Origin of the sequence: Actinomadura sp. WMMA1423 (assembly GCF_006547145.1) — a bacterium.
In the GTDB taxonomy this organism is placed as follows: Bacteria; Actinomycetota; Actinomycetes; order Streptosporangiales; family Streptosporangiaceae; genus Spirillospora.
On the sequence record NZ_CP041244.1, the window covers coordinates 5285670 to 5310832 of the forward strand.

The 25163-nt window shown below is 70.4% G+C and carries 23 protein-coding genes; 11 read left to right on the plus strand and 12 right to left on the minus strand.

What is annotated here, in order from left to right:
• Positions 1-89 precede the first annotated feature (89 nt).
• From FKD65_RS24515 to FKD65_RS24530, 4 genes are all read right to left on the minus strand, one after another.
• The gene (locus FKD65_RS24515) at positions 90-1109 is read right to left on the minus strand and encodes a hypothetical protein (protein WP_141579707.1); all 1020 of its coding nucleotides are present in this window, start codon (positions 1107-1109) and stop codon (positions 90-92) included.
• A gap of 81 nt (positions 1110-1190) precedes the next feature.
• On the minus strand, positions 1191-2963 hold the full coding sequence (locus tag FKD65_RS24520) for an ABC transporter substrate-binding protein (protein ID WP_302931547.1): 1773 nt from the start codon (positions 2961-2963) through the stop codon (positions 1191-1193).
• A 257-nt stretch (positions 2964-3220) separates the two neighbouring features.
• Positions 3221-4300, minus strand: coding sequence for an inositol-3-phosphate synthase (locus tag FKD65_RS24525; RefSeq protein ID WP_141579708.1), 1080 nt, complete (start codon positions 4298-4300; stop codon positions 3221-3223).
• A gap of 68 nt (positions 4301-4368) precedes the next feature.
• Positions 4369-4992 carry a PadR family transcriptional regulator gene (locus FKD65_RS24530; RefSeq protein WP_141579709.1) on the minus strand — a complete coding sequence of 208 codons (624 nt, stop codon included), beginning with the start codon at positions 4990-4992 and terminating at the stop codon, positions 4369-4371.
• A 1208-nt stretch (positions 4993-6200) separates the two neighbouring features.
• Here FKD65_RS24530 and FKD65_RS24535 point away from each other — a divergent pair.
• From FKD65_RS24535 to FKD65_RS24545, 3 genes are all read left to right on the plus strand, one after another.
• A complete protein-coding gene (locus tag FKD65_RS24535; RefSeq protein ID WP_168221168.1) occupies positions 6201-8708 on the plus strand; it encodes a transglycosylase domain-containing protein in 2508 nt (835 codons plus the stop codon).
• A gap of 286 nt (positions 8709-8994) precedes the next feature.
• Positions 8995-11616, plus strand: coding sequence for a transglycosylase domain-containing protein (locus tag FKD65_RS24540; protein WP_302931548.1), 2622 nt, complete (start codon positions 8995-8997; stop codon positions 11614-11616).
• A gap of 123 nt (positions 11617-11739) precedes the next feature.
• Complete coding sequence (locus FKD65_RS24545) at positions 11740-13149, plus strand: glycosyltransferase family 87 protein (protein WP_141579711.1); 1410 nt, start codon at positions 11740-11742, stop codon at positions 13147-13149.
• A 42-nt stretch (positions 13150-13191) separates the two neighbouring features.
• Here FKD65_RS24545 and FKD65_RS24550 read toward each other — a convergent pair whose 3' ends face one another.
• Both FKD65_RS24550 and FKD65_RS24555 read right to left on the minus strand, forming a co-directional pair.
• Positions 13192-14136: a MerR family transcriptional regulator gene (locus tag FKD65_RS24550; protein WP_141579712.1), complete on the minus strand. Its 945-nt coding sequence runs from the start codon at positions 14134-14136 to the stop codon at positions 13192-13194.
• Between the two features lie 161 nt (positions 14137-14297).
• Positions 14298-14762: a hypothetical protein gene (locus FKD65_RS24555; RefSeq protein WP_141579713.1), complete on the minus strand. Its 465-nt coding sequence runs from the start codon at positions 14760-14762 to the stop codon at positions 14298-14300.
• A gap of 435 nt (positions 14763-15197) precedes the next feature.
• Here FKD65_RS24555 and FKD65_RS24560 point away from each other — a divergent pair, with 435 nt between their 5' ends.
• A complete protein-coding gene (locus FKD65_RS24560; RefSeq protein WP_168221169.1) occupies positions 15198-15665 on the plus strand; it encodes a barstar family protein in 468 nt (155 codons plus the stop codon).
• 4 nt (positions 15666-15669) lie between these two features.
• Here the strand turns inward: FKD65_RS24560 and FKD65_RS24565 are convergent, their stop codons facing one another.
• From FKD65_RS24565 to FKD65_RS24575, 3 genes are all read right to left on the minus strand, one after another.
• Positions 15670-16059, minus strand: a complete 390-nt coding sequence (locus tag FKD65_RS24565; RefSeq protein WP_141579715.1) for a DUF4190 domain-containing protein — start codon at positions 16057-16059, stop codon at positions 15670-15672.
• 183 nt (positions 16060-16242) lie between these two features.
• Positions 16243-17010 (minus strand): deoxyribonuclease IV, encoded by a 768-nt coding sequence (locus FKD65_RS24570; protein ID WP_141579716.1) that lies wholly within the window; start codon positions 17008-17010, stop codon positions 16243-16245.
• Between the two features lie 55 nt (positions 17011-17065).
• Positions 17066-17377, minus strand: coding sequence for a hypothetical protein (locus tag FKD65_RS24575; RefSeq protein WP_141579717.1), 312 nt, complete (start codon positions 17375-17377; stop codon positions 17066-17068).
• Positions 17378-17596: 219 nt separating this feature from the next.
• Between FKD65_RS24575 and FKD65_RS44390 the strand changes: the two genes are divergently transcribed.
• From FKD65_RS44390 to FKD65_RS24605, 7 genes are all read left to right on the plus strand, one after another.
• Positions 17597-17761 (plus strand): hypothetical protein, encoded by a 165-nt coding sequence (locus tag FKD65_RS44390; RefSeq protein WP_168221170.1) that lies wholly within the window; start codon positions 17597-17599, stop codon positions 17759-17761.
• Between the two features lie 403 nt (positions 17762-18164).
• Positions 18165-18455, plus strand: coding sequence for a 30S ribosomal protein S6 (gene rpsF / locus FKD65_RS24580; RefSeq protein WP_141579718.1), 291 nt, complete (start codon positions 18165-18167; stop codon positions 18453-18455).
• A gap of 37 nt (positions 18456-18492) precedes the next feature.
• Positions 18493-19074, plus strand: a complete 582-nt coding sequence (locus tag FKD65_RS24585) for a single-stranded DNA-binding protein (RefSeq protein ID WP_141579719.1) — start codon at positions 18493-18495, stop codon at positions 19072-19074.
• A gap of 76 nt (positions 19075-19150) precedes the next feature.
• The gene (gene rpsR, locus FKD65_RS24590; RefSeq protein ID WP_019631633.1) at positions 19151-19387 is read left to right on the plus strand and encodes a 30S ribosomal protein S18; all 237 of its coding nucleotides are present in this window, start codon (positions 19151-19153) and stop codon (positions 19385-19387) included.
• Positions 19388-19405: 18 nt separating this feature from the next.
• Complete coding sequence (gene rplI, locus FKD65_RS24595; RefSeq protein ID WP_141579720.1) at positions 19406-19852, plus strand: 50S ribosomal protein L9; 447 nt, start codon at positions 19406-19408, stop codon at positions 19850-19852.
• Positions 19853-20189: 337 nt separating this feature from the next.
• Positions 20190-20714, plus strand: a complete 525-nt coding sequence (locus tag FKD65_RS24600) for an ATP-binding protein (protein ID WP_141579721.1) — start codon at positions 20190-20192, stop codon at positions 20712-20714.
• 338 nt (positions 20715-21052) lie between these two features.
• Positions 21053-21940, plus strand: coding sequence for a peptidoglycan recognition family protein (locus tag FKD65_RS24605; protein WP_240809582.1), 888 nt, complete (start codon positions 21053-21055; stop codon positions 21938-21940).
• Between the two features lie 181 nt (positions 21941-22121).
• Here the strand turns inward: FKD65_RS24605 and FKD65_RS24610 are convergent, their stop codons facing one another.
• The 3 genes from FKD65_RS24610 to FKD65_RS24620 form a co-directional block, all read right to left on the minus strand.
• Positions 22122-22310, minus strand: coding sequence for a hypothetical protein (locus FKD65_RS24610; protein ID WP_052357975.1), 189 nt, complete (start codon positions 22308-22310; stop codon positions 22122-22124).
• 759 nt (positions 22311-23069) lie between these two features.
• The gene (locus tag FKD65_RS24615) at positions 23070-23273 is read right to left on the minus strand and encodes a hypothetical protein (RefSeq protein ID WP_141579722.1); all 204 of its coding nucleotides are present in this window, start codon (positions 23271-23273) and stop codon (positions 23070-23072) included.
• A 313-nt stretch (positions 23274-23586) separates the two neighbouring features.
• Entirely contained in the window at positions 23587-24912 is a 1326-nt protein-coding gene (locus tag FKD65_RS24620) for an MATE family efflux transporter (protein WP_141579723.1), read from the minus strand.
• Positions 24913-25163: the final 251 nt, after the last annotated feature.

The window sequence follows — 25163 nt, forward strand, 5'->3', positions numbered from 1 at the left end:
GCTCAGAGTATGTGCTGTTCTCTGTGCACTCCTCCTCCCGCGGACCGACCATCCTCCGGCAGATGATCCGAATTCCGCGTCAGGCGGGGTCACTTCATCGGGGCGAGACAGGTCGGTGAATCGACGGGCTGGCTTCCGGGCGTGGAGGAATGAGCGACCCTGCCGATGGCGTCCTCCCGCCGGCCGGCGGCGCCCATTCGCCAGACATCCTGGTAGGAGACGCGTCCCGGCGCGAATCCGTCCTTGATCGGTTTGGTCCTCTTGGTGCAGTTGTAGGGAGTGAGGGCGAAGGGATTGCCGCGGTTGTCGATGGTCAGGGTCTTGGGCCGGCCGCCGAGGTGGTAGACGATCCGGATCTGGAAGGTCACCGCCGTGCGGGTGCTGATCGACTTGATTCCGATCGAGTCCTGCTGGCCGTCCTTCACGGTGATGGTGTTGTGGTTGAAGAACAGGTCCCCGGGCCGGCCGCCGGAGGTCACGTCGTCCTCGACCTCGCGGGCACGCGGCTCGAACTCGTCGAAGTTGAAGATCATCTTGAAGGGTTCGCCGCCTTCCTGGGGTGGGATGTCGACCAGGGTCCCGGCGTAGGGGCGGGTGCGCCTGATGTTGACGGGCCGGACGTCGTCCACGAAGAGCGGCTGGTTGCGGCGGCCCTCCAGCCTGACCATCAGGTAGAGCGCGTCCAGATTGGCGCCGCCGACCGCTCGCACTTCGTTGATCAGGCCGGACAGGCTGTGGCCGGGGCCCTCGGCCTGACCGCCGAACCTCCAGGTCCTGAGGAATCGCTTCTGCGGGGGTGTCAGGGCGACCCCCCTGGGAGTCGCGATCTGATACGCGGGGTCGTTGAAGCTCACCGACCAGCGGACGTCCTGGTCGCCGCCGGGCCGGGTGACGGCGCGGACCTTGTCCTTGGCGGCCGGCGTGTCGAAGGCCTGGGCGACGACGAAGAGGATGAGGGCGAGGACGAGGGGCGTGGCGATCGCGGTGGCGCACCCGGCGGGTGTGCGCAGCCAGCCGCGTAACCGCGGGGGCGGCTCTGCCGGCGGATGAGGTCGGGCCGGCCTGCGGGGCGGCCGGTGGGACGGACCTGGCGGATGCTGCTCGGGCACGTGATCTCCAGATGACTCTCCGCCTCGATTATGGACGTGCCGCTGCGGGGGCGGGGCCGGCCGGCGGGCTCCGCCCCCCGATCAGGCCAAGAAGACACGTGTGTAGTCGTAGCCGGCGGTGGTCGGGAGGAAGTAGGCGCCGCGGAGGCGGGCGGAGCGGAAGAGGGTCTGGGACCGGTCGAGGAGGGGGATGATCGCGGCGTCCTCCATGATCTTCTGGTCGGCCTGCTGCCAGTAGCCGGCGGCGCGCTGGGCGTCGGGGGCGGTGAGGGCGCTGTCGATGAGGGCGTTGACCTGCGGGTTGTCGTAGCCGCCGTAGTTGGTGGAGCCCGGGCCGTAGCCGCGTCCGTCGAAGAGCGGCTGGATGATCGAGCGGCCGTTGTTGCCGTACCAGTCGGGGACCCAGCCGGGGGCGGCGATGTCCCACTTGCCCTCGCGGGCGCGCGCGGGCGTGGTGAGGGTGCTGGAGTAGAAGGAGCCGCCCGAGTCGGGGGTCAGTTCGGTCTTGACCCCGCAGGCGTCGAGGTTCTCGGCGATCGACTGGGCGATGAGCTTGTGGACGCTGTTCGTCCGGTACGGGAACTTCAGCGTGATCCCGAGGCGGTCGGCCCTGCTGAGCAGATCGCGGCATTTGGCGGGGTCGCCGGACTCGGAGGGCGTGGGGTAGTGGTCGACGGGCGCGTATCCGGAGTTCCCCGGCGGGATCACCGTGTGCAGCGGCTTCGCCACCGACGGCCCGCCGACGATCTTGATGAGGGCGCTGCGGTCGATGGCGTACTCCAGCGCCTGCCGGACCGCCCGGTCGCCGAGCGCGCCGCGGTTGCGGGGGCTGCGCGTGTTGAACACCAGGTACGGGCTGTTGTTCGGGGTCTCCCTGATGGCGAAGCGCGGGTCGTCCCGCAGCCGCGGGATCGCCGACGTCGGGACGGGCTGGTCCCACGCGAGGTCGGCGGTGCCCTGCTCGATCTGCTGCTGGACGGTCTCCGGCGAGTCCTGCCCCAGCGTGATCTGGATCTTCGCGACGTGCCGTTCGCGCAGCGGGTCCGAGCCGGCCTGCCACGCCGGGTTGTGGGTGAGCAGGTAGGAGATGCCCGGCTTGTAGTCGGTGATCTGGTACGGGCCGTCGGAGACGGTGTGCTGCCGGAACTCGGCGCTGTCGGGGACGTAGCGGTCGTACTCCTGCGGCGCGGCGGCGGCGACCGGCAGCGACAGCAGGTTGAGGAAGTCGCTGGCGGGGCGCTTCAGCTTGAAGACCAGCGTCCGCTCGTCCTTGGCGCGGACGCCCTCGAAACCGTGGTCGCGCTGGTAGGCCGCGATCGCCCGGGCGTTCTTCGCGTCGACGGAGCCGTAGCCGCGGCAGAACGCGTCCATGCCCTTGAGGGTGGAGATGTAGTAGCCCTTGGCGGAGGACGGCGAGGCGGGGTTGCACAGCCGTTCGAACCCGCGGACGAAGTCCTGGGCGGTCACCGGCCGCGGCGGATTGGTGTTCCACCGGACGCCCTCGCGCAGCCGGACCGTGTAGGTGCGGCGGTCCTTGCCGATGTCGCCGTTCTCCCGCGTCGGGATCCGCTCGGCGACGTCGGGCCGGACGGGGACCGTCTCCTGGAAGTCGTTGGACGCCCGGTTCCCGAACAGCGTCCGGGCGAACGTGCGGGCGAGCCCGTACGCGCCGACGCTGGCCACGGACGCGGGGTCGAGGTGCTCGACGTCGGACGAGCCGACGATCCGCAGCGTGCCGCCCTCGCGGGAGGCGCCCTCCGCCGTCGCGCCGTCACCCCCTCCGGCGCATCCGGCGAGCCCCATCACAAGGCCCGTCAGCCCCGCCGTCACCTTGATCATCTCGCGTGCCGTCACGGTGTCACCTCACTGACTCGGAACCTGGCGCGCAGTAACCGGCGGTGTCACAGTAGGGCCAGAGCGTGACAAAGGGCCGGTACATCACCGTTTCTCTACAGAAGTAAGGACGCCCTGACAGTGGGGTGTCCACTGCCAGGGCGTCCTTTGGCGACTTTGTGATCAGGCTCTCAACGACTCGGAAACCGTGTCCCACCTGGGAGACCGGACCTTGAACCGCCGATGGGGAGGCGCTGACCGGCGAGTTGTCCCGCGATCTAGCGCTCGACCTCGCCGCGGATGAACTTCTCCACCGCGTCGTGCGCCTGGTCGTCGTTGTACTGCTCCGGGGGCGACTTCATGAAGTAGGAGCTGGCCGACAGGATCGGGCCGCCGATGCCGCGGTCCTTGGCGATCTTCGCGGCGCGGACGGCGTCGATGATGACGCCGGCGGAGTTCGGGGAGTCCCAGACCTCCAGCTTGTACTCCAGGTTGAGGGGCGTGTCGCCGAACGAGCGGCCCTCCAGCCGGACGTAGGCCCACTTGCGGTCGTCGAGCCACGGCACGTGGTCGGACGGACCGATGTGCACGTCCGCCTTCGCCATCTCGTGCGGGATCTGCGAGGTGACCGACTGCGTCTTGGAGATCTTCTTGGACTGGAGCCGCTTGCGCTCCAGCATGTTCATGAAGTCCATGTTGCCGCCGAAGTTGAGCTGGTACGTGCGCAGCAGCTCGACGCCGCGGTCCTCGAACAGGCGGGCCATGACGCGGTGCGTGATGGTGGCGCCGACCTGGGACTTGATGTCGTCGCCGACGATCGGGACGCCCGCCTCGGTGAACTTGGCCGCCCACTCGGGGTCGCTGGCGATGAACACCGGCAGCGCGTTCACGAACGCGACCTTGGCGTCGATCGCGCACTGGGCGTAGAAGCGGTCGGCCTCCTCCGAGCCCACCGGCAGGTACGACACCAGGACGTCGACCTCGGCGTCCTTCAGCGCCTGCACGACGTCGACCGGCTTGGCGTCGGACTCCTCGACCATGTCCAGGTAGTACTCGCCAAGGCCGTCAAAGGTGTGCCCGCGCTGGACGGTCACGCCGGTCGGCGGCACGTCGGCGAACTTGATGGTGTTGTTCTCGCTGGCGTGGATGGCCTCGGACAGGTCCATCCCGACCTTCTTGGCGTCCACGTCGAACGCCGCCACGAACTCGACGTCGCCCACGTGGTAGTCGCCGAACTGGACGTGCATCAGGCCGGGAACCCGCGTGTCGGGGGCCGCGTCCTTGTAGAACTCGACGCCCTGGACGAGCGAAGAGGCGCAGTTGCCCACACCCACGATGGCTACGCGCACCGAACCCATCCGGTTGCTCCTTCTCTTTTGCGGAACATGTGGTGATTAACCCGCCCCCGAGGGCGCCGGGCCACCGCTCAGCGGCCCTCGTCCCGAGGCATGTCCTGGTCAATTCGCTTAGCTGACTGTGCTTGCTGTTCCTGCTCTGCCCGCTCGCGCCCGATGAGCTCGTTGAGCCACCGGACCTCCCGCTCGACCGACTCCAGCCCGTGGTTCTGCAGCTCCAGGGTGTAGGAGTCGACCCGTTCGCGGGTGCGCGCCAGGGCGGCGCGCACGCTCTCCAGGCGCTCCTCCAGCCGGCTGCGCCGGCCTTCGAGGATCCGCAGCCGGACGTCGGCGCGGGTGTGCGAGAAGAAGGCGAAGTGCACGCCGAACCCCTCGTCCTCCCACGAAGCCGGCCCGGCCTCGGTGAGGAGCTGCTGCAGGCGCTCCTTGCCGTCGGCGGTGAGCTTGTAAACGATCTTCGACCGGCGGCTCTGCAGTGCCAGCGGCGTGTTCGGCTCCTCCGGCCGGTCCTCCATGATCAGCCCGTTGGACAGGAGCTGCTTGAGGCACGGGTAGAGCGAGCCGTACGAGAACGCGCGGAACATCCCCAGCAGGGTGTTGAGCCGCTTGCGCAGCTCGTAGCCGTGCATCGGGGACTCGTGCAGCAGCCCGAGCACGGCGAGCTCCAGCACGCCCGCGCCCTTCTTGGCCGCCATGTCGTCCCTCTTCCGCAGATGCCGATGTCTCGATCCGATGTATCGAGCGAATGTATCGGCTCGATACATCGACAAGATACGTACCCCGGGGCCCTGCTGGCAAGTGGCGATCTACCTGGGGCGCCGCGGGGCACCCCGCCGGGCGTAGCGCGAATGCGGCGATTTCAGGGTGTATGTGGTGGAAATGTGTCAAAGTTGCGTCCTGGAACCACCTGGCCGTGTCGCACGACCCCGATCCCCGGACAGCCCTGGGACGGCAACCGAGTGAGGAGGATCCGCCGGTCCTTCGGGGGGCGCTGACCAGCCGGGATGTCCGCCGCCGAGCACACGCTCCCCCCGCTCACCAGCCCGCACAGTACTCTTCGGACGGCGCAGAGCCGCAACAAGGGCCGGGAGCCCCCCGGCCCTCGGCAACAACCGTTGTCCCCTGTTGATGAGGTCGCGTGAGTAATCCAAGCCAGCCCCGACCGGAACCCGGGTCGCAGAGGCCGGGCGGGCAGCAGAACCCCCGTCCCGGCGATTCCGGCGACCCCGGCTTCCCGAGCGCCCCCCGAGAGCCCGCCGGAACCAACCCCGCGGGCGCGTCCGGCACGCCCCCGAACCCCGCCCCGCCGGGAACGGCGGAGGGGCCCGGGTTCAGGGGCGGCCCAGGTGGGAGCCCGGGCCCGTTCGGCGGTCCCGCGCCGGCCGCGTCCATGCCGCCCGTCCCGCCGAGCCCCGTTCCGCCGTCCACCGGACGCCACGCCGCCCCGGGCGCGCAGGGCGGAGCCCCGGGCGCGCAGGGCGGCCCAGGCGGGGCGCCGGGCCAGGGGACGTTCGGCGGCCCCGCCGGCAGCGGCGGCCCCGGAGGAGTCCCCGGCCAGGGCGGGTTCGGCGGCCCAGCAGCACCCGGTGGCAACGGCAGGCCTGGTGGCAACGGCGGACCTGGCGGATTCCAGCCGCCGGGCGGCGGCCCCGGTGTGGGCAACGCACCCGGCGCTTCGCCTCCGGGCCACGGCATGCCGGCCGGGCCGGGCATGGGCGGCGGCAGGCACGCGATGGGCGGTCCTCCCGCCCTTCCCGCCCCGCCCGGCGGCCACGCGGCTCCGGGGATGGGGGCACCGGGCGGTCCCGGGTTCCCGAACCCGTCCGGCATGCCCGGACGAGGGGCCCCGGGTGCGCCCGGCGCGGGCGGAATGGGGCCGCCCGTCGGATTCGGGACGCCGGGGATGCCCGGGGCGACCCCGAAGCCGGGCGTGCGCGAGAAGCTCGGTGAGCTCGGGAAGGCCGGGCAGGAGCTCGGCACGAAGGTGACCGCGAAGTTCCGCGGCCGCGGCGTGCGCGCCGCCAACCGCACGGGCGGACCCGGCGGCCCGGGCAGGCCTGGTGGGCCCGGAGGTCCCGGCGGCCCGGGAGGCCCCATGGGCCCCGGACGGCAGGGCCCGCCCGGGAAGAAGGGGTTCCTCGGCCATCTGCGCTCCCGGGAGACGGGCTGGCGCCGGTTCATCCCGTCCTGGAAGGTCGTGGGCGGCTTCTGCGGTCTCGGCCTCGCGGCGTTCGTCACGATGATCTGGGTCGCCTACGCCAACACCCCGACCCCGAAGGAGCCGACGGTCGCCGGCGTCGAGGACCAGGCGTCGATCTTCTACTACACCGACGGCTCGGAGATCGGCCGGATCGGCAAGAAGCGGCAGAGCGTCGAGCTGGCCAAGATCCCGCCGAACGTCCAGAACGCGGTGCTGGCGGCGGAGAACCGCAGCTTCCGCACCGACCCCGGCTTCTCGGTCAAGGGCACGACGCGGGCGGTGTGGGACAACCTGACCGGCGGCTCGGGCGGCGGCTCCACGATCACCCAGCAGCTCGCGAAGAACTACTACTCCGACCCGAACAACCGGACGGTCAGCCGGAAGTTCCAGGAGCTGTTCATCTCGCTGAAGCTGGAGGACGAGCACTCCAAGGACGAGATCCTCAAGCTCTACCTGAACACCATCTACTTCGGCCGCGACACCTACGGCATCCAGGCGGCGTCCCGCGAGTACTTCGGCACCGACGTGTGGAAGCTGACGCCCGACCAGGCGGCCCTCCTCGGCGGCATCATCCAGAACCCCAACCGCGACCCGGGGGCCAAGGCCAACCAGGCGTGGGTGACCGGCAGGTACCAGTACACGCTCAACGGCATGGTCTCCATGGGCAAGCTCAGCCGGGCCGAGGCCGACAAGTACATCAAGCAGGGCGTGCCCAAGATGCGGAAGGCGGGCACCAGCGACCAGCTCTACGGCGGCCAGCGCGGCTACATGCTGATGCGCGCCAAGACGGAGCTGGGCCGGATGAACATCGACACCAAGGAACTGACGACCCAGGGTCTGCGGATCTACACGACGTTCGACCGCAAGAAGATGGCGCAGGCCAAGAAGGCGGCCGAGCACACCGTCCCGCAGGTGAACCCGAAGAAGCTCGCGAAGAAGAAGATCCGCGTCGGCCTGGTGTCGGTGAACACCGCGAACGGCGAGGTCGTCGCGTTCTACGGCGGCCCCGACTACCTGGACCAGTCCTTCGACAACGTGTGGCAGGGCTCGGCGCAGGCCGGGTCGGCGATGAAGCCGTACGTGCTCGCCACGGCGCTGAAGCAGAACTACAGCCTGAAGAGCCTCGTCGAGGGACGCTCGAACACGCCGATCGGCCCGGACGGCAGCGTGGTGCCCAAGGGCACCCACGGAGCTGTGGTCATCCGGAACAGCCACGACGTCGGCCCGGCGATCAACCTGATCACCGCGACGAAGGACTCGGTCAACACCGCGTTCATCCAGCTGATGGGCAAGGTCGGCATCGAGGAGGCGATGAAGACCGAGGAGGACGCCGGCATCGCGTCCGACCTGCTGGAACCGCACAAGTGCTGCCTGAACCTCGCGCTCGGCGTCAACAACATCCGGCCGATCGAGCAGGCGGCGGGGTACGCGGTCTTCGCCAACGGCGGGATGTACCACCAGCCGCACGTGATCCGCGTGGTCAAGAAGTCGGACGGCAAGACGGTGCGGCTGCGGCCCACCTACGAGAAGCGGCGGGTCTTCAGCCCGAAGGTCGCCGCGGACGCGACGTACGCGATGCAGCAGGTCGTCAAGAGCGGGACCGCGACGGCGGCGGCGCTGCCGGACGGGCGGGAGGCCGCGGGCAAGACCGGTACCACCGACCGCAACGTCTCCTCGTGGTTCGTCGGGTACGTCCCGCAGATGTCGACCGCGGTGACGATCTACAACGACGCGCTCGGACCGGACGGCAAGAAGAAGTCGGTCATCCTGCCGGGGATCGGCGAGGTGGAGGGCGGCACGATCCCCGCCCGCATCTGGCGCTCCTACATGTCGAACGCGGTGCAGGGGATGGACCCGCAGGCGTTCCCGCCGCCCGCGTGGGGCGGGATCGAGCAGAAGTGGGCCAAGCCGCCGGAGAAGAAGAAGGAAGAGGACGGCAAGCCGCCGTGGTGCAACACCCCGGTCGGCAAGTTCGACCCGCGCTGCCAGGACGGCAACGGCGGCGACCAGGGCGACAAGCCGCCGTGCCAGGCCCCGTTCCAGAACGGCGACTGCGACCCGAACAAGCCGCCGAGCAACCCGCCGCCGCGGTGGTGGTGCCAGCTCCACCAGGGCGACCCCGCCTGCCGCGGGCGCAGGGGCGGCCGGGGAGCCCAGCCCCAGAGCGAGAGCCTCAGCCCTCTGAAACTGCTGACCAGGCCGCCCGAATGAACCGGCCGGCCCTCCCGAACCGAACCGTCCACTGGAGATAGGGGTGTGACATGGAGCATCCTTGCGAACTGCCGCACGCCGGCGTCCCTGACCGCGTGCGTCGAACCGTCCCGATGAAGGTGAGCCTTGCCTCAGCGGCCCCTTCCGCACCGGAGGCGCAGTACGCTCGGACGACGCACAGCCGTCCCCCAGTTGATGAGGCCGCGTGAGTAACCCAAGCCGATACGGACCGGATTTCGGAGAGGGCTCTGGCCGGCGGGGCTCCCCCCGCCCCGGCTCTTCGGGCATGCCCTCGGGCGGGCAGCGCGGCGGGCCGGGCGGCTCGCCGACGCCGGGCCGGGCACCGCGCCCCGGCGGCAGGCCGGGCGGACGAGCGGGCGGGCCCCCGCGGACGGGCGCCCCAGGCGGCACCCGGCGCCGCGGCGCTCCCGCGGCCATGCCGTCCGGCGGCGGCGGCCGTCCGATGCGGCGCGGCCCGGGCGGCCCCGGCGGCCCCGGCGGACCTGGGGGGCCTGGCGGTCCCGGGGGGCCCGGTGGCCCCGGCGGTCCCGGGGGCCCGGGCGGCGGACGCGGTGGTTCCGGTGGCGGCGGCGGTGACGACGGCTTCTGGGGTGACGAGGGACGGGGAGGCCGTGGCGGCCGCGGCGGCGGTCGCCGCGAGCGCAAGCACGTCGACGAGGCGAACCAGAAGACCGGTTGGAAGCGCTACATCCCCAACTGGAAGATCACCGTCGCCGTCGTCAGCGTGCTGATCCTCGGAATGGCGACGCTCGTCTTCATCGCCTACGCCAACACCCCGATCCCGAGTGAGACGCAGGCGGCCGCCGAGGCCCAGGAGTCTGTGATCACCTACGCGGACGGGTCGCCGCTGGCCCGTATCGGCACCCACCGCGAGAACATCGCGCTGACCAAGGTGCCGAAACACGTCCAGGACGCCGTCCTCGCCGCGGAGGACCGCAACTTCTGGCACGAGCCGGGCATCTCGCCGATGGGCATCGTGGGCGCGATGTACCGGGCCGGGACGGGCGGCGAGGTCGCGGGCGCCTCGACGATCACCCAGCAGCTGGCCCGCAACTACTACGCGAACCTCAGCCAGGACCGCACGTTCAGCCGCAAGTTCAAGGAAATCCTCATCTCCATCCGGATGGGCAAGGAGATGGACAAGAAGCGGGTTCTGGAGCTGTACCTGAACACCGTCCCGTTCGGGCGGCACGCCTACGGCGTCCAGGCGGCGTCCCGCGCCTACTTCCACAAGCCCGTCACCAAGATCAACGAGTCGGAGGCCGCGATGCTCGCGGCCATGATCCAGCGACCGGGCTACTTCGCCACCTACGGACCCGAGTCCAACCCGGCGAAGCGGGCACTGATCAACCGTTGGAACTACGTCCTCGACGGCATGGTCGAGAAGGGCTGGCTCGACTCGGGCAAGCGCGCCCAGGCGAAGTTCCCCCAGACGCAGAAGAACTGGAGCGACGTCCCGGACGACCCGAACTCCGGCTACCTCCAGGACCGCGTCCTCAACGAGCTGAAGTCGCTCGGCATCGACGAGCGGAAGCTGGAGACCGGCGGTCTGAAGATCACCACCACGTTCAACAAGGACCTTCAGAACTACACCAACAAGGCCGTCGCGCAGATCCGCAAGCAGAACGGGCTGGGGAAGGACATCCAGTTCGGGCTCGCGGCGGTCGACCCTGACACCGGCGGCGTGGTGGCGGCCTATGGCGGTACCGACTACCGCAAGCAGCAGTTCGACAACTCGTTCCAGGGCATGGTCCAGCCGGGATCGTCGTTCAAGCCGATCGTGCTCGCCACGGCGCTCGACCAGGGCATCAGCCTCAAGACGACGATGGACGGCAGCTACAAGCGGACGATCGCCGGTTCCTCCTTCACCAACGACGACCGCTCCGAGAACGGCGTCTACAACCTCAAGCAGATGACGGCGATGTCGATCAACACGGCGTACGTGGACCTGGGGCAGAAGGTCCAGCTGTCCAACGTCGTGGAGATGGCCAAGAAGATGGGCATCCCGGAGAAGTCCCCGGGGCTCAAGGACACCTTCACGTCGCTGCCGCTGGGCGTCATCGACGCGACCCCGGTCACGATGGCCTCGGTGTACTCGACGTTCGCGGCGGGCGGCAAGCACCGGCAGGCCCACGTGATCGCCAAGATCACCGACAACAAGGGCAACACCGTCGTCAACAACCGCAACAAGCCGCTGGACAAGCTGCCCTGGCAGAAGCCCACCAAGGCGTTCGACGAGGGCGTCGCGGCGGACGCCACGAACGCGATGCAGGCGGTCGTCACCAGCGGTACCGGTAAGCGCGCGAGCCTCGGCTCCCGCCCGGTCGCCGGCAAGACCGGTACCACCGACCAGAACAAGTCGGCCTGGTTCGTCGGCTACACGCCGGAACTCGCGACGTCGGCGGCGATGTGGCGGCAGGACAAGAACGGCAACCGCAAGTCGCTGATCGGCGTCGGCAGCTACAGCCAGGTCTACGGTGGTACGGTCCCGGCCGAGCTGTTCAGGACCTTCATGCTGAAGGCCCTCGAGGGCAAGGAGATCAAGCAGTTCCCGCCGCCGGTGAACGGCGGCCAGGTCGCTCCGTGGGCCAAGGCGAAGCCGCAGCCGACACCGTCCGCGACCCCGACACCGACCAACACGCCGACCTGCCAGCCGGGGCAGCAGAACCCGCCGACCGGCTGCAAGTCGGAGACGCCGAAGCCGACGGACACGCCGACCGTCACCCCGCCGGGTTCGGGAGACGTGCCGTGCAACCAGTACAACATGCCGATCGGCTGCAACCCCAACATTCCTCCGAACGGCGACAAGACCTGGTGGTGCGCGAAACCCGAGCACCGGAACGACCCGGCCTGCCGTAAGGAGAACGACCCGCCCGCCCCCAACTGACGGCGCGTCCACGACGTGACGGCCCGGAGCCCCGGCGGCTCCGGGCCGTCGCGTTTCCGGTCGCGCGCGTCCCCGGGGCCAATAGGCTTGCTGTCCATGTCGTCGTCTACGGAGAGGCTCGGGATGCCCGCCGACAGTGACGGGACGGACGCTCCCGGACGGCTGATGCGCCTCGCGCCGGTGCTGGCGGGCCTCACCGCCCTGGTGTGCGCTCTCGGCTGGCTGCAGAAGCAGCCGTGCGCGTCGGTGCGGTTCGACTTCCTCAAGACGACTTCGAACGCCTGCTACACCGACGTCTATCCGCTCTACTACGTGCGCGGTCTCAGCGACGGGAAGATCCCGTACTTCGACACCTTCACCGGATCCGACATCCACTACGTCGAGTACCCGGTGCTGAGCGGCGGCTTCATGCAGCTGGTCGCGTGGCTGGTCAAGCCGTTCGGGGACGACTCGCGCGGGCTCGCGTTCTACAACGTCACCGTCCTGCTCCTCGCCGTCCTCGCGGTCGTCGCCGTCCTCGCCACCGCGTACGCGGCCGGGCGGCGCTCGCTGCGCACCGGCCTAATGGTGGCGCTGTCCCCAGCGCTGCTGCTCACCGCCTACATCAACTGGGACCTGCTGGCCGTGGCGCTGTCGGCGCTGGCGCTGGCCGCCTGGTCGGCGCGCCGGCCGGCCCTGGCGGGCGCCCTCCTCGGGCTGGCGATCGCGGCGAAGTTCTATCCGCTGCTGTTCCTCGGACCGCTCGTCCTGCTGTGCGTCCGGGCCGGGCAGTGGCGCGCCATGGGCCGGATGCTCGCGGGAACCGCCGCCGGATGGCTGGCCGTGAACCTGCCCGTGATGCTCTTCGCGTGGGACGGCTGGAAGGAGTTCTACACCTTCAGTCAGAAGCGCGGCGTCGACTGGGGCTCGATCTTCTTCGTGCTCCAGGACCACGGGCTGCAGGAGCCCTCCTCCGACACAGACCTGCTCAACCTGATCGGCACGGGAACGTTCCTCGTCCTCGCCGCCGGGATCGCCGTGCTGGCCGTGGCCGCGCCGCGCCGCCCCCGTCTGCCGCAGCTGATGTTCCTCGTGCTGGTCGCGTTCATGCTGCCGAACAAGGTCTGGTCGCCCCAGTACGTGCTGTGGCTGCTGCCGCTCGCGGTGCTGGCCCGCCCGAAGCTGCCCGCGTTCGTCGCCTGGCAGCTCGGCGAGATCGCTTACTTCTTCGGCATCTGGTGGTACCTGCTGTCGGTGTCCGCCCAGACGCAGGGCGCCGACCTGTCCGGGACGCTGTCGGCGATCATGAGCCTGGACGCCCCGGACGGCGGGATCAGCAAGGACGTCTACACGCTGGCGCTGCTCGCCCGCTTCGTGACCGTCCTCGTGCTGGCGGGGCTGGTGGTGCGGGACGTCCTGGCCCCGTCCCGCGACATCGTCCGAACGGACGGGGACGACGACCCGGCGGGCGGTGTCCTCGACGGCGCGCCCGACGTGGTGGCGCTGGCACGCCGGCGCGGCGACCACCACACCAGCGTGCCCTTGCCGTCCTGAGGCCCTGCCCTTGCCGAAGCCTTGCCCGGCCTCGCCTTCCGGTCAGCCGCCGTCTCCGACTCGCTGCCGCAGCGCGTCGATGAACCACTGGAACAGCGGCGTCAGCGTCGGCGGGACGGGCCATCCGTTGATGACGGCGAGCAGCTGCCAGTACCGCTCGGCGCGGCGGTCGGTGCCGACCTCCAGCCGGCGCAGCAGGTCGCGCCTGAATGCGGTGTCGTCGGCCGCGCCCCAAGCGTCGGCGTAGGCGCGGACCAGTTCGTCGACGACGGGACGGGCCGCGTCCGAGCCGGGCTCGATTCCGTCCGCGACTGCCTGCTCCGCCTTCTGCCGGGTCAGGTCGCCGAGGGCTGCGAAGTCGTCCGGGACGGTCCCCTTCGCGACCTCGGCCGCCTGGAACTCGGCCATCCGCCGCACCGCGGCCCGGTAGTCGGGATCGCCGACCAGCTCGGCGAGCTCGACCCAGGCGTCGACCTGCTCGGGCGCGGGGTCGTCGGGCAGTTCCGGCAGCGCGGCGCGCATCTTCTCCGCGAAGCCGGGATGCAGGTCGAGTCCGGCGAAGGTCTCGTCGATGAAGTCGGTGATGATCCGGCGCCGCTCCTCGTCGGACAGCCGGGCGAGCTTGTGCATGATCTCGATCTCCTCCGGGGTGGATCCTCGTTTCGCCACCGCCCGCAGCACGGCCCGGCGCAGCCTGAGCGTACGGATCTGCACGTCGAGCGCGTCCGCGTGCGCCGCCGCGACCTGCCCGACGCCGACCTCCCGGTCCAGCACGCGCTGGACGGTGGCGAGGTCGACGCCGAGGTCCCGCAGCGTGCGCACCAGGTCCAGGCGCGCGGCGGCGTCCGCGTCGTAGAGCCGGTAGCCGGCCTCGGTACGGCGGGTGGGCGGGACGACACCGGCGTCGGAGTAGAACCGGATCGTCCGCACCGAGAGCCCGGTGCGGCGCGCCAGCTCGCCGATCGTGTACGTGGTGTCGCCGTCCATGCCCCTCACCTTGAGGCCTCCAGCCGCTGGAGACTCAACCCCGGACTTCGCACGCTCTCACAAGACCGTGCACCACCGAAGGCGCGGGCGGGAGAAGGCCCGTCCGGGCGGGGACGCCAGGACGGGCCTTCGGGTGTTCCCCGGGGTCTCAGGGACCGGGCTCAGTCCTCGTAGGCGGGATCGGCGACGGTGGGGGTCGTCCCCTCACGGCGGGCGCGGCGGACGTCCTGGACGAACTCGCGCGAGAGCATCGCGGACAGGGTGGCGACGCCGCCGCGGTGGACGCGGACCTCCCCGTGCCGGATCTCGCCGACGACGCGGATCGTGCGGCCGTCGCCGTTCTCGCCCGTCCAGTCCTTGACGCGGCCGCGGCCGGTGTAGCGCAGGTTCCAGTGGTCGATCCGGGCGTCCTGCGGGACGAGCAGCTTCACCATCGAGTGGTCGAGGCCGACCTCGATCTCGATGTCGCCGTCCGGGATCCGCGGCGAGCGCAGGTCCAGCACGACCAGGCCGCGGCGGGCGCGGACCTCGAAGCGGCGGCCGGTCGTCCAGTGGCCGAGCTTCTTGACGTTCTCGTAGTGGGCCTGGACGCGGGTCACGGCTTCGGCGGTGGGCGCGGTGTTCATCTCAGTGTTCCTCTCGGAATCGGGCAACTACCTCGCTCCAAGAGCTACTCGTCTCAGGAGTATCTCTTTAAAAGAGAGAATAAGGAAACATCGAGAGACTCGTCAAGGACGTCGACTCGGTGAACTGGGAACGATGACCACCGCCGTGCAGGCCGTGCAGGCCGTGCAGGCCGTACCGCCGTGCAGGCCGTACCGCCGTGCAGGCCGTACCGCCGTGCAGGCCGTACCGCCGTGCGCACCGGCCGTAAAAGGAATGCCGCCGTGGGAGGAGGGCCGACGCCTCGCTCCGCTGCGGAGGGGGTGTGACTATGGCCTGAAATCTGCCGTTATCAGAGGTTCCGTGGCTTGTTCGGGGGAACGGAAGGCGGCGGGTCGGGGACGACCGGCCCCTGGAATCGGCGGACCAGCGGAAACGCAGGACAACCGGGAGGCGATGTGAACGCGGACCAGGCACTGACCGAGTTGCTCGCCGGACGGCTGGAGCCGGGCGTCTACCAGTGGCGGGCGCCGCCGGTGCCGGGCGCGGTCGGGGACACGAGCTGGGTCGGGCGGGCCGAGGAGGCCGGCTGGCGGGGCTTCTACCTCGATGGACGCCGCGCGCGGACGCAGGAGGCGTTCCTGCGGCTGTGCGCCGGCGTGTTCGAGCCGCCCGAGGGAGCGGGAACCGGCTGGGCCGATCTCGGCGGGTACCTCAAGGACCTGTCGTGGACGCCCGCGAAACACGGGTACATGGTGCTCTACGAGTCGTGGGCCGAACTGGCCGACACGGACCCGGCGTCGCTGCGCGCCGTGCTGGACGTCTTCGCCGGGGCGGTGAAGGTGTGGCGGGCCACCCCCACCCCCATGACCGTGCTGATGTCGAGCGTCGGCGTGGAGGTGGCGGGCGTGCCCCGGATCGTCTGAAAGGTCAGTACGTGCTGCCGGACGTGGCGCCGCTGCCCACGATCATCGCCCACAGGCCGATGTAGAAGATCCAGAAGATCAGCCATCCCGCGGAGACGATGTAGCCGAGCACGAGCCCGGCGACGGCCATGCCGTGGCCGCCCTCGCGCGTCCGCTTGATCTGGTTCAGCGAGACGTGCCCGAAGATGATCGCCAGGATCGACGTCAGACCGCAGGCGAGGAAGCCGATGAGCCCGCACACCAGCGACGCGGTCGCCATCCCGTTGGTCGGCGCGACGGCCGGGGCGGGCGAGGACCCGTAGTAGTGGTGCTGGACCGCGGGCTGCTGCGAGTAGGACTGGGCGTAGGGGTCCTGCGCTCCGTAGCCGTACGGGTCGTAGGGGGGCTGTGCCATGTGCTTCCCGATCGTTCGCGCGCCCGCCGCCGGAGAGAGCACGCGTGCGCTGAGGGCTGGTTCCGGATTATGCCAGTGTGACGTGATCTTCGGACTTTGTCGTCAGGGTGGGCCTACGCGCGTTTAGATGCCGCGCCCGCCACCGCGGTTCCCCGACACCGGCGACGATCCGACTCTGCTTAATCAGAGCTTCGAGCGCAACCACGAAATGTCGTCGGCCTGGCCCTCGGCGGGCGTCTCCACCACGACCGGGGCGCCCGCCGCCCGCACCACGCCGAGGATGAGCTCGGTGTCGATGCTGCCGCTGCCCAGGTTGGCGTGCCGGTCGGCCCCCGACCCGAACGAGTCGCGGCTGTCGTTGCAGTGCACCAGGTCGATGCGGCCGGTTATGGCCTTGATCCGGTCGACGGCGTCGACGAGTTCCTCCCCCGCCGCGTGCGCGTGGCAGGTGTCGAGGCAGAAACCGAGCTTGGAATCGAGGCCCGGGACCCCCGACAGCACCTCCCACAGCCGCGCGATCCGGTCGAACTTGCGCGCCATCGCGTTCCCGCCGCCGGCGGTGTTCTCGATGTAGACCGGAATGGGACATTCGACCCGCTCGAACACCTTGCGCCAGTTCTCGAAGCCGGTCTCCGGGTCGTCGTCCTTCAGGACGTGCCCGCCGTGCACGATCAGCGCCTTCGCACCGATCGACGCGGCCGCCTCCAACTGCTGGGTGAGGTTCTTGCGGCTCGGGATCCGGATCCGGTTGTTGGACGTCGCCACGTTGATCGTGTACGGGGCGTGCACGTACACGTCCACCCCGGAGCCCGCCAGCGCCTCGACGCCCTCGGGCAGGACCGGCTTCTTCCACCCCTGCGGATCGCCGAGGAAGAACTGGACGACGTCGGCGCCGACCGCGCGGGCGTTGTCGAGCGGGTTGGTCTGGTCGACGTGGGCTCCGATGCGCATGCTCACGAGACTAGCCGCGCCCTGCGACAGGACGGGCGGTTCCCCGAGCTCGCGGTCAGATGGAGAAGCCTCCGTGGCTCAGCGCGAAGCCGGCGCCGACGAACGCGGTGATCATCCCGATCACGTTCAGCCACCGCTCGTTCGTCGTCGCGGAGATCATCTGGGAGTACAGGGCGACCGGCAGGCCGATCACGCCGAGAAGCGCGCCGGCGAAGTGGGCCGCCGGGATCCAGCCGAGGACGAGCGCCGCGACGCCGAGCGTGAGCGCGACCACCGCCAGCACGTCCTGCCGCCGGTGCGGCCCGGCCTCGCTCTGGGCGCGGACGCCGCGCTGCCGCGCGTCACCGCCGGTCGCCTGCTGGGACATCGGGATCCACCTCCAGCTCAGACTCCCGCGCCGCGCGCCGCACGGTGAGCGCGGGACCGGACGGACCATGCGGGTAAAGGAATGCCCAGCCGGGACGAGGATCAATCGGGGGGCGGCGCGGAATGTCGGCGGCACCCGGTACGGTCGAACACGGATTCGAGAACACCGCTCGGGTCCGCCCCCGAGGGGAAGCGGGGGGAGAGGCAGGAGGTGCAGACCGTGAAGCAAGCGGAGTTGGGGCTCATCGGTGACGCGGAGCTCGTCGAGGAGCTGTCGATGCTGACGACCCAGGCCGCCCGCATGCGAGCCCGCATGGCGGACATCATGGCCGAACTGGAACGCCGCCGCTGTACCCGGACCGCCCAACCCAAGGCACGGCACTAGGCGTGTTTTCAACAGTCCCGGCCCACTCCGCTCGCCTGGCGGCTGTGTTTCTGGCAGTCCCGGCCCACTCCGCTCGCCTAGCGGCTCGCTACGTGACCGTGCCTGGGCGAACGCGGCATCGCTTCGCGATCCGCCCGGCTCCGCTCGCCTCCGGCTTCGCTCCACCGGGCCGGTCACGCGTTCGCGCGCGTTGCCGAGGCGACTCCGAGGCCGTCCGATGACACCGGCCGCCGTCCCTCCGCTGCGGGAACGGGCTTGTGCGCGCGCCAGTGTTGGTAGCCTGTATCGGTCTCGCGGCAGGTCCGCCCGGCGATCCGGGCCGGCGCCGCCGCGGTGGACGCAAGAGCCCTCCTGTCACGGAGAGACCGTGACCGCACCAGTCCAGAGGAGGTAGGGACACAGCATGCGTCGTTACGAACTCATGACCATCCTCGACCCCGCCATCGACGAGCGCACCGCGGGCGCGGCGCTCGACCCGTTCCTGAAGGTCGTCAAGGACGGCGGCGGCAGCGTGGAGAAGGTCGACGTCTGGGGCCGCCGGCGCCTGGCGTACGAGATCCAGAAGAAGTCCGAAGGCATCTACGCGGTGGTCGACCTGTCGGCTGAGCCTGCCACGGTCAAGGAGCTCGACCGTCAGCTCAACCTGAGCGAGTCCATCCTCCGTACCAAGGTCATCCGCCCCGAGGTCCACTGAGCCAGGCTCAGCCCTCACAGCAGCCGGAGCGAGCCCCATGGCAGGCGACACCGTAATCACGATCGTCGGGAACCTCGTCGAGGACCCGAATCTGCGCTTCACCCCGAGCGGCCAGGCGGTCGCGTCCTTCCGCCTCGCCTCGACCCCGCGGTTCTTCGACCGCCAGTCGGGCGACTGGAAGGACGGGGAGGCGCTCTTCCTGACCTGCAACGTCTGGCGGCAGGCCGCCGAGAACGTGGCCGAGACCCTGCAGCGCGGCATGCGGGTGATCGTGCAGGGACGCCTCAAGCAGCGCTCCTACGAGACCCGCGAGGGTGAGAAGCGCACCGTCTTCGAGGTCGAGGTCGACGAGGTCGGCCCGTCGCTGCGCAACGCCACCGCCAAGGTCAACAAGACCCAGCGGCAGGGCGGCGGCGGTGGCGGCGGCTTCGGCGGCGGTGGCGGCCAGGGCGGCGGCGGCTTCGGCGGCGGCGGTCAGGGCGGCGGCGGTTTCGGCGGCGGCGGCCAGCAGCAGGGCGGCGGCTTCGGCGGCCAGCAGGGCGGCGCCCCGCCCGACGACCCCTGGGCCACCGGCGGCGGCGGTGGCGGCGGAGGATTCTCCGACGACCCGCCCTTCTAGGCCTCCGGCACGACCAAGCGACAACAACCACACGTCCATTCCCGCGTGAGCGGGGCTCTCCCAAAGGAGCACCACGATGGCGAAGCCACCTCCCCGCAAGCCGAAGAAGAAGGTTTGCGTTTTCTGCCAGGAGAAGATCTCCTACGTCGACTACAAGGACACGGGCCTGCTGCGGAAGTTCATCTCCGACCGCGGCAAGATCCGTGCCCGGCGGGTGACCGGCAACTGCACCCAGCACCAGCGGGACGTCGCCACGGCGATCAAGAACGCCCGTGAGATGGCGCTGCTGCCGTACACCAGCACCGCGCGCTGAGGCAGGGGGTAAACGATCATGAAGCTCATCCTGACCCAGCAGGTCTCCGGGCTCGGCGAGCCCGGCGACGTCATCGACGTCCGCGACGGCTACGGCCGCAACTACCTCGTCCCGCGCGGGTTCGCGATCAAGTGGACCCGGGGTGCCGAGAAGCAGGTCGACTCGATCAAGAAGGCGCGTTCCGCCCGCGAGATCGCGACCGTCGAGCACGCCCGTGAAGTCGCCGACCGCCTCGGCGGCCTGCGCGTCACGCTGCGCACCCGCACCGGCAGCAACGGACGCCTGTTCGGCGCCGTCACCGCCGCCGACATCGCCGAGGCGGTCCGCGCCGCCGACGGCCCTGACCTGGACCGCCGCCGCATCGAGATCGGCAACCCGATCAAGACCGTCGGCACCCACCGGGTCAGCGTGCGCCTGCACAGCGACGTCAACGCCACGATCGACGTCAACGTCCTCGAGGCCTGACACGCACCACCCGACGACCCCCGAGCCCGTCCAGGGCCGGGGGTCGTCGTCGTGTTCCCGCAGTACCGGGACCCTGCTTCGGATCTGCTCCCGGGGTCGCGGAGGCCCTGCCCCCGCGACTCCCCTCTCGAAAGCGCCCCTGACGCCGATCCGCACGGAGCGCGTCTCTTCCGGATTAGGGGAAGGCGGCCTGAATCGAGGAGAGGCAACTGGCGGAGCCGCACAAAGGATCGGCGGGCCGACCGTCCCGCCTATGTCTGCGGCCGCACCGTCACCGCGGCTTCGATCGACCCTGGCTCAATCCTTGATCACTTGGCCTTCGTGGCAAGATCTCGGCGTGACGACGTTGTTCATGACAGTCGGCTTGCCCGGGGCCGGAAAGACCACAAGAGCTCGACAGTTGGCTGAGGAGCACACCGCGCTGCGGCTGACGCCGGATGAGTGGATGCGCCCGCTGTTCGGCGATCCGCAGCCGGCCGGGAAGCGCGATGTGTTGGAAGGACGGCTGCTCTGGCTCGGTCTGGAGGCACTGAAGCTGGGCACGAACGTGGTCCTGGATTTCGGATGCTGGTCTCGTGACGAGAGGTCCGCGATCCGCTGGTTGGTCATGTATGTGGGCGCATCCTGTCAACTCGTGTACGTGCCAGTGGACCATGAGACCCAGCGTGCTCGGATCGCACATCGCCAGGCGACCACCCCTGATCAGACCTTCGTGATGAGCGACGCAGACCTCCTGCACTGGAGAACGCTGTTCGAAGAGCCCGACACCACAGAACTCGATGGACATGAGGTAGGAGGTCCGCCTCCTGGATGGCCAGGATGGCTGGAGTGGGCCGCCGACCGGTGGCCATCCCTCGCGTGAGACCAACCTTGAAGCCGGCCAGCAACGCAACCGTGCCAGGAGCGTCAAGCCCGGAAAGTTCCGCCGGACAGACCCTGGACGAGAGCGGCCCCGCCTGGGGCGGGGCCTGGGCTGCGAGGTGATCAGCTCTCGATCACCTGCGTTGCGCTCCTTCGTCGGCATGTGCGACGTCCACCGACACCGCCCGACGGCGCGGTGGCGGCGCCCCCGGCAGCCGGGGGCGCTGATGTTTGGGTTTCCCGTGAAACGTCCGTGAACCCGCGGTGTGTTTGGCTGATCGACTTTGCGGTGATCACGTTCCGTGACCGCGATCTCGCGGGGCGGACAAGGGGGCGGTGGTGATCGCGCAGTCGGGGGAGGGCGCGGACGAGCGGCATTGCGGGAGCAGGGCCGTGACGCGCCGGATGCTGATCGGTGGCGTCATGGGGGCCGGGCTGCTGGAGATGCTCCCCCTCGGGACCTGCGGCCAGAATGAGGCCATGGCGGAAGAGCTTGCCGCGGGGCCGTACCGCGGAGCCGGCGACCACGTGCTGTTCACGTCCGACGCTCCGCGCGTGTACACGCGGGCGCAGTGGAAGGCCAGGCCGCCCAGACACCCGGCCAAGGTCATCGACGAGGCGCCGGACCACATCATCGTGCACCACACGGCCACGCCGAACTCCCGAGGCCGCTCGCTCGCCCAGGCGTTCGCCCTCTCGCGTTCCATCCAGAACATCCACATGGAGCGCAACGGCTGGGATGACGCGGGCCAGCAGCTCACGATCAGCCGCGGCGGCATCGTGATGGAGGGTCGCAACCGGAGCCTGCGGGCCATCGGGGCGGGCGACCTCGCCGTCGGGGCCCAGGTCCTGCATCACAACCGGCACACGATCGGCATCGAGAACGAGGGCACCTACATGACCAGCCGGGTGCCCGGCGCCCTTTGGAGGTCGCTGGTCGAGGTGTGCGTCTGGCTGTGCAGGAAGTACGACCTCGACCCGTCCAGAGCCATCGTCGGACACCGCGACTTCAACAAGACCTCGTGCCCCGGCGACGTCCTCTACGCGCGGCTGCCCGAGTTGCGGCGCTCGGTGGCCTCCCGCCTGGAGGCCACGTCGAGCCACAACTCGACGGGCCAGAACCCTGACGGGGAGTACCCCACCGACCAGAACCCCGGCGGGCAGAACGACTACGACGGCGGGTCGATCCTGCCACCCCTGCTGCCGTCCCTGGATGACCTGGGCTGAGCCGTCAGGGCCTGTCGAGAAGTGGCCGTAACCACGCGCGCGAACGCGTGACCTGCCCGGTGGAGCGAGGCCGGAGGCGAGCGGAGCCGGGCGGATCGCGAAGCGATGCCGCGTTCGCCCAGGCACGGTCACGTAGCGAGCCGCCAGGCGAGCGGAGTGGGCCGGGACTGAGTAAACACAGCTAGGTCTCGGGGGTCGTGTAGCGGGTGCGGCGGCGGGCGATCTCGGGGTCGATGCCCTCGACGAGCGACCAGATGCCCGCCACCCGTTCGACCAGGGTCTCGGGGGGCAGACCGGCGAGGCCCTCCGCCGCCAGGTCGTCGATCGCCTGAGTCAGCCGGGCCATCCGCTCGCCGTGTGTGGAACACATGTTCGAATAGTAGCGGGAGTGGCCGGCGGGGCGGGGGCGATCCGGGAAACGGAACTAACCGATCGTGTACGCGCCGATCACGGTCTGGTCGACGAGGCCGGGGACGGCCATGCGGAGGGAGACCTGCCCGGATGGCGGGTTGCTGATCATTGCCGTCCAGTTCGCCCCGGCCCTGCGGACGCCGACCTTCCGCCACGCCCGGCCGTCGTCGAACGAGGCCCGCAGCGAAGGGACCGCGGTCGAGCCGGGAACGTTCAGCGTGATCGGCTGCCGGGCGCCGGGCCGCGCGCGGTTCTGCTCGTTCAGCGGAGTGCGGACGCGGATCCCGGCAGCGGCATCGGCTCACCGTCGCGCACCGTGAAGCGGACCACGGTGTGGTGCTTCGAGGTGTGGTCCGACCAGGACACGCCTTCCGGGTCGCGTCCAGGGGCAGCGAGTAGTCACCGGGTGGCGGTGCCGGCCAGTCGTAGGCCGCCCCCGGCTCCTCGCTCCGTTGGACGACACGGCCCTGGGCGTCCCGGAGCACCGAGCTGCCGGTCGTCCCGGCGTAGGGCGCGAGCACGCTCCGGCTGTCCCAGGTCGAGAGCATCGGGACCGCAAGGGACGGCTCGGCACCGGCGGTCGACCAGATGGCCATGGCGCCGCCGGGCGCGAACGGCCCGATGTTCCAGTCCTGGGCGTACTTCCCGGCGCGCGGCGGGTGAAGCCCGGGGTGAAGTACTCGGTACGGGTCGTGGGCAGCGAGCCGACGCCCACCCACTAGCCGATGCCGACGTCGCCCCAGTCGACGCCGACGTGCCCGCCGCCGCAGGCCGGGCGGCCTTCAGCGCCGTACCTGGTGCTGACGGCCGCGAGATCGCTCGTCCGGATGGGGCGGGCGAAGGGCTCGTCCAGGCGCCCTTCGATGAGGCTGGCGAGGCCGTACACGTACGGGCTGGCTCCGGTGGAGGCGTCCCGGGTCATGACGGCCTGCGCGCGGAGGGCGAGACTCGCGATCCGTGCCGCCGCGAGCGAACGGACCGGCCGGGGCCGTTCACCGTGGATCCGCGTCGCGCGATAACCGTCCCGGGGGTGGCGCGGGCGTCCTGCGGCCGCGCGGGACGAGGATCGGCGTGGGCGCGGCCCGCGGTCGGCGCCGCCATCCCGGTCAGCGTGAGCGCGAGACCGATTCCCAGGGCCGTCTTCTTCGATGACAAGGGGATACCTCCTGCTCGACGTCTACCTCCGCATGTCCGGAGGACGGCGAGCATTTCGGTATCGGGCCGGCTTTCCGGGATCAGCGGACGGCGCCGGTGACCATCCAGCGGTCGCCGCGGGCCCGCAGGCCCAGCGTGATCATCCGGGTGAGCATCCACAGGCCGATCGCGAACCAGAGGCCGACCAGGCCCGCCTCCGTCCGGTGGACGGCGATCGCGGCGGGCAGGAAGACGGCCGTCGCGACCAGGGTCGTCACGGCGAGGTAGGCGCCGTCGCCCGCCCCGATCAGGATGCCGTCCAGGACGAAGACCACACCGGCGACCGGTTGCAGCACCGCCACGACGAGCAGCGAGGCGAGCAGGAGGTCCCGGACGTCGCCGTCGGAGGTGAACAGGGCGGGCAGCCACGGCCGGACCACGAGGATGGCGAGTCCGAACACGACACCGCAGCCGACGCCCCACCACACCATCCGGCGCGTGACGGCCCGCGTGCCCGTGATGTCGGACGCGCCCAGGTAGCGGCCGGTGATGGCCTGGCCGGCGATCGCGATGGCGTCGAGCGCGAACGCCAGCAGCGTCCACACCTGGAACCCGACCTGGTACGCGGCGATCTCCGGATCCCCCATGCGCGCCGCGATCGACGTCCCGACGATGAGGACGACGCGCAGCGCCGCCGTCCGGACGAGCAGCCCGAACCCCGCCGTCGCGGAGGTGCGCAACCCGTCCAGGTCGGGACGTACCCGGGCCCCGTGCCGGCGGGCCGCGCGCAGCACCACCGCGACGTACACGGCGGCGCTGCCGGTCTGCGCGAGGACGGTGCCCCACGCGGATCCGGCGATCCCCCACCCCAGCACGATCACGAAGACGACGTTGAGCAGCAGGTTCAGGGAGAAGCCGCCGATCGACACGAGCAGCGGGGTGCGCGTGTCTTGGAGACCGCGCAGCACACCCGTCCCAGCGAGGACGACCAGCATCGACGGGATGCCGAACAGGCTGACGCGCAGGTACGTCCCGGCGTAGGGCGCGACGCCCGGGGACGCGCCGAATGCGTCCACGATCCAGGGGATCAGGGGCCAGCCCACCGCGATCAGCACGGCGCCGATGGCGACCGCGAGCCACATCCCGTCGATGCCCTGCCGGATCGCCCCCCGCAGGTCGCCCGCCCCGGCCTGGCGCGCCACGCCCGCGGTCGTCCCGTAGGCGAGGAAGACGCAGAGGTAGACGAGCGTGTTCAGGGCCTGCCCGGCGACTCCGAGCCCGCCGAGCTGGGCGGTTCCGAGATGTCCGACGATCGCCGAGTCCGACAGGAGGAACAGGGGCTCCGCGACGAGCGCGCCGAAGGCCGGCACGGCGAGGCGCAGGATCTCGCGGTCGTGCGCGGACGCGAGCCGCCGGGGAGTCGTCACCGCGCCGAGGCTACCAGCGTGTAATAATCAAACAAAGTTAAAGCCTTACATCTCGCCGACCGGGCGACTTTCTTTCCCGCACACCCGGTGGATGAAGTTATCGCAGTTCAGAGGCCTGCCGCTCATCCCGTCCCCCGGCAATCCACAGAGTTGTCCACAGGTCGTGCACAACCTGCCCCGCGTGTCTGCACAGGCCGTCCACAGGCTCGTCCACAGCGCGCTTTGCTCGCGGCGGCGCGGGGTCGGGAGAA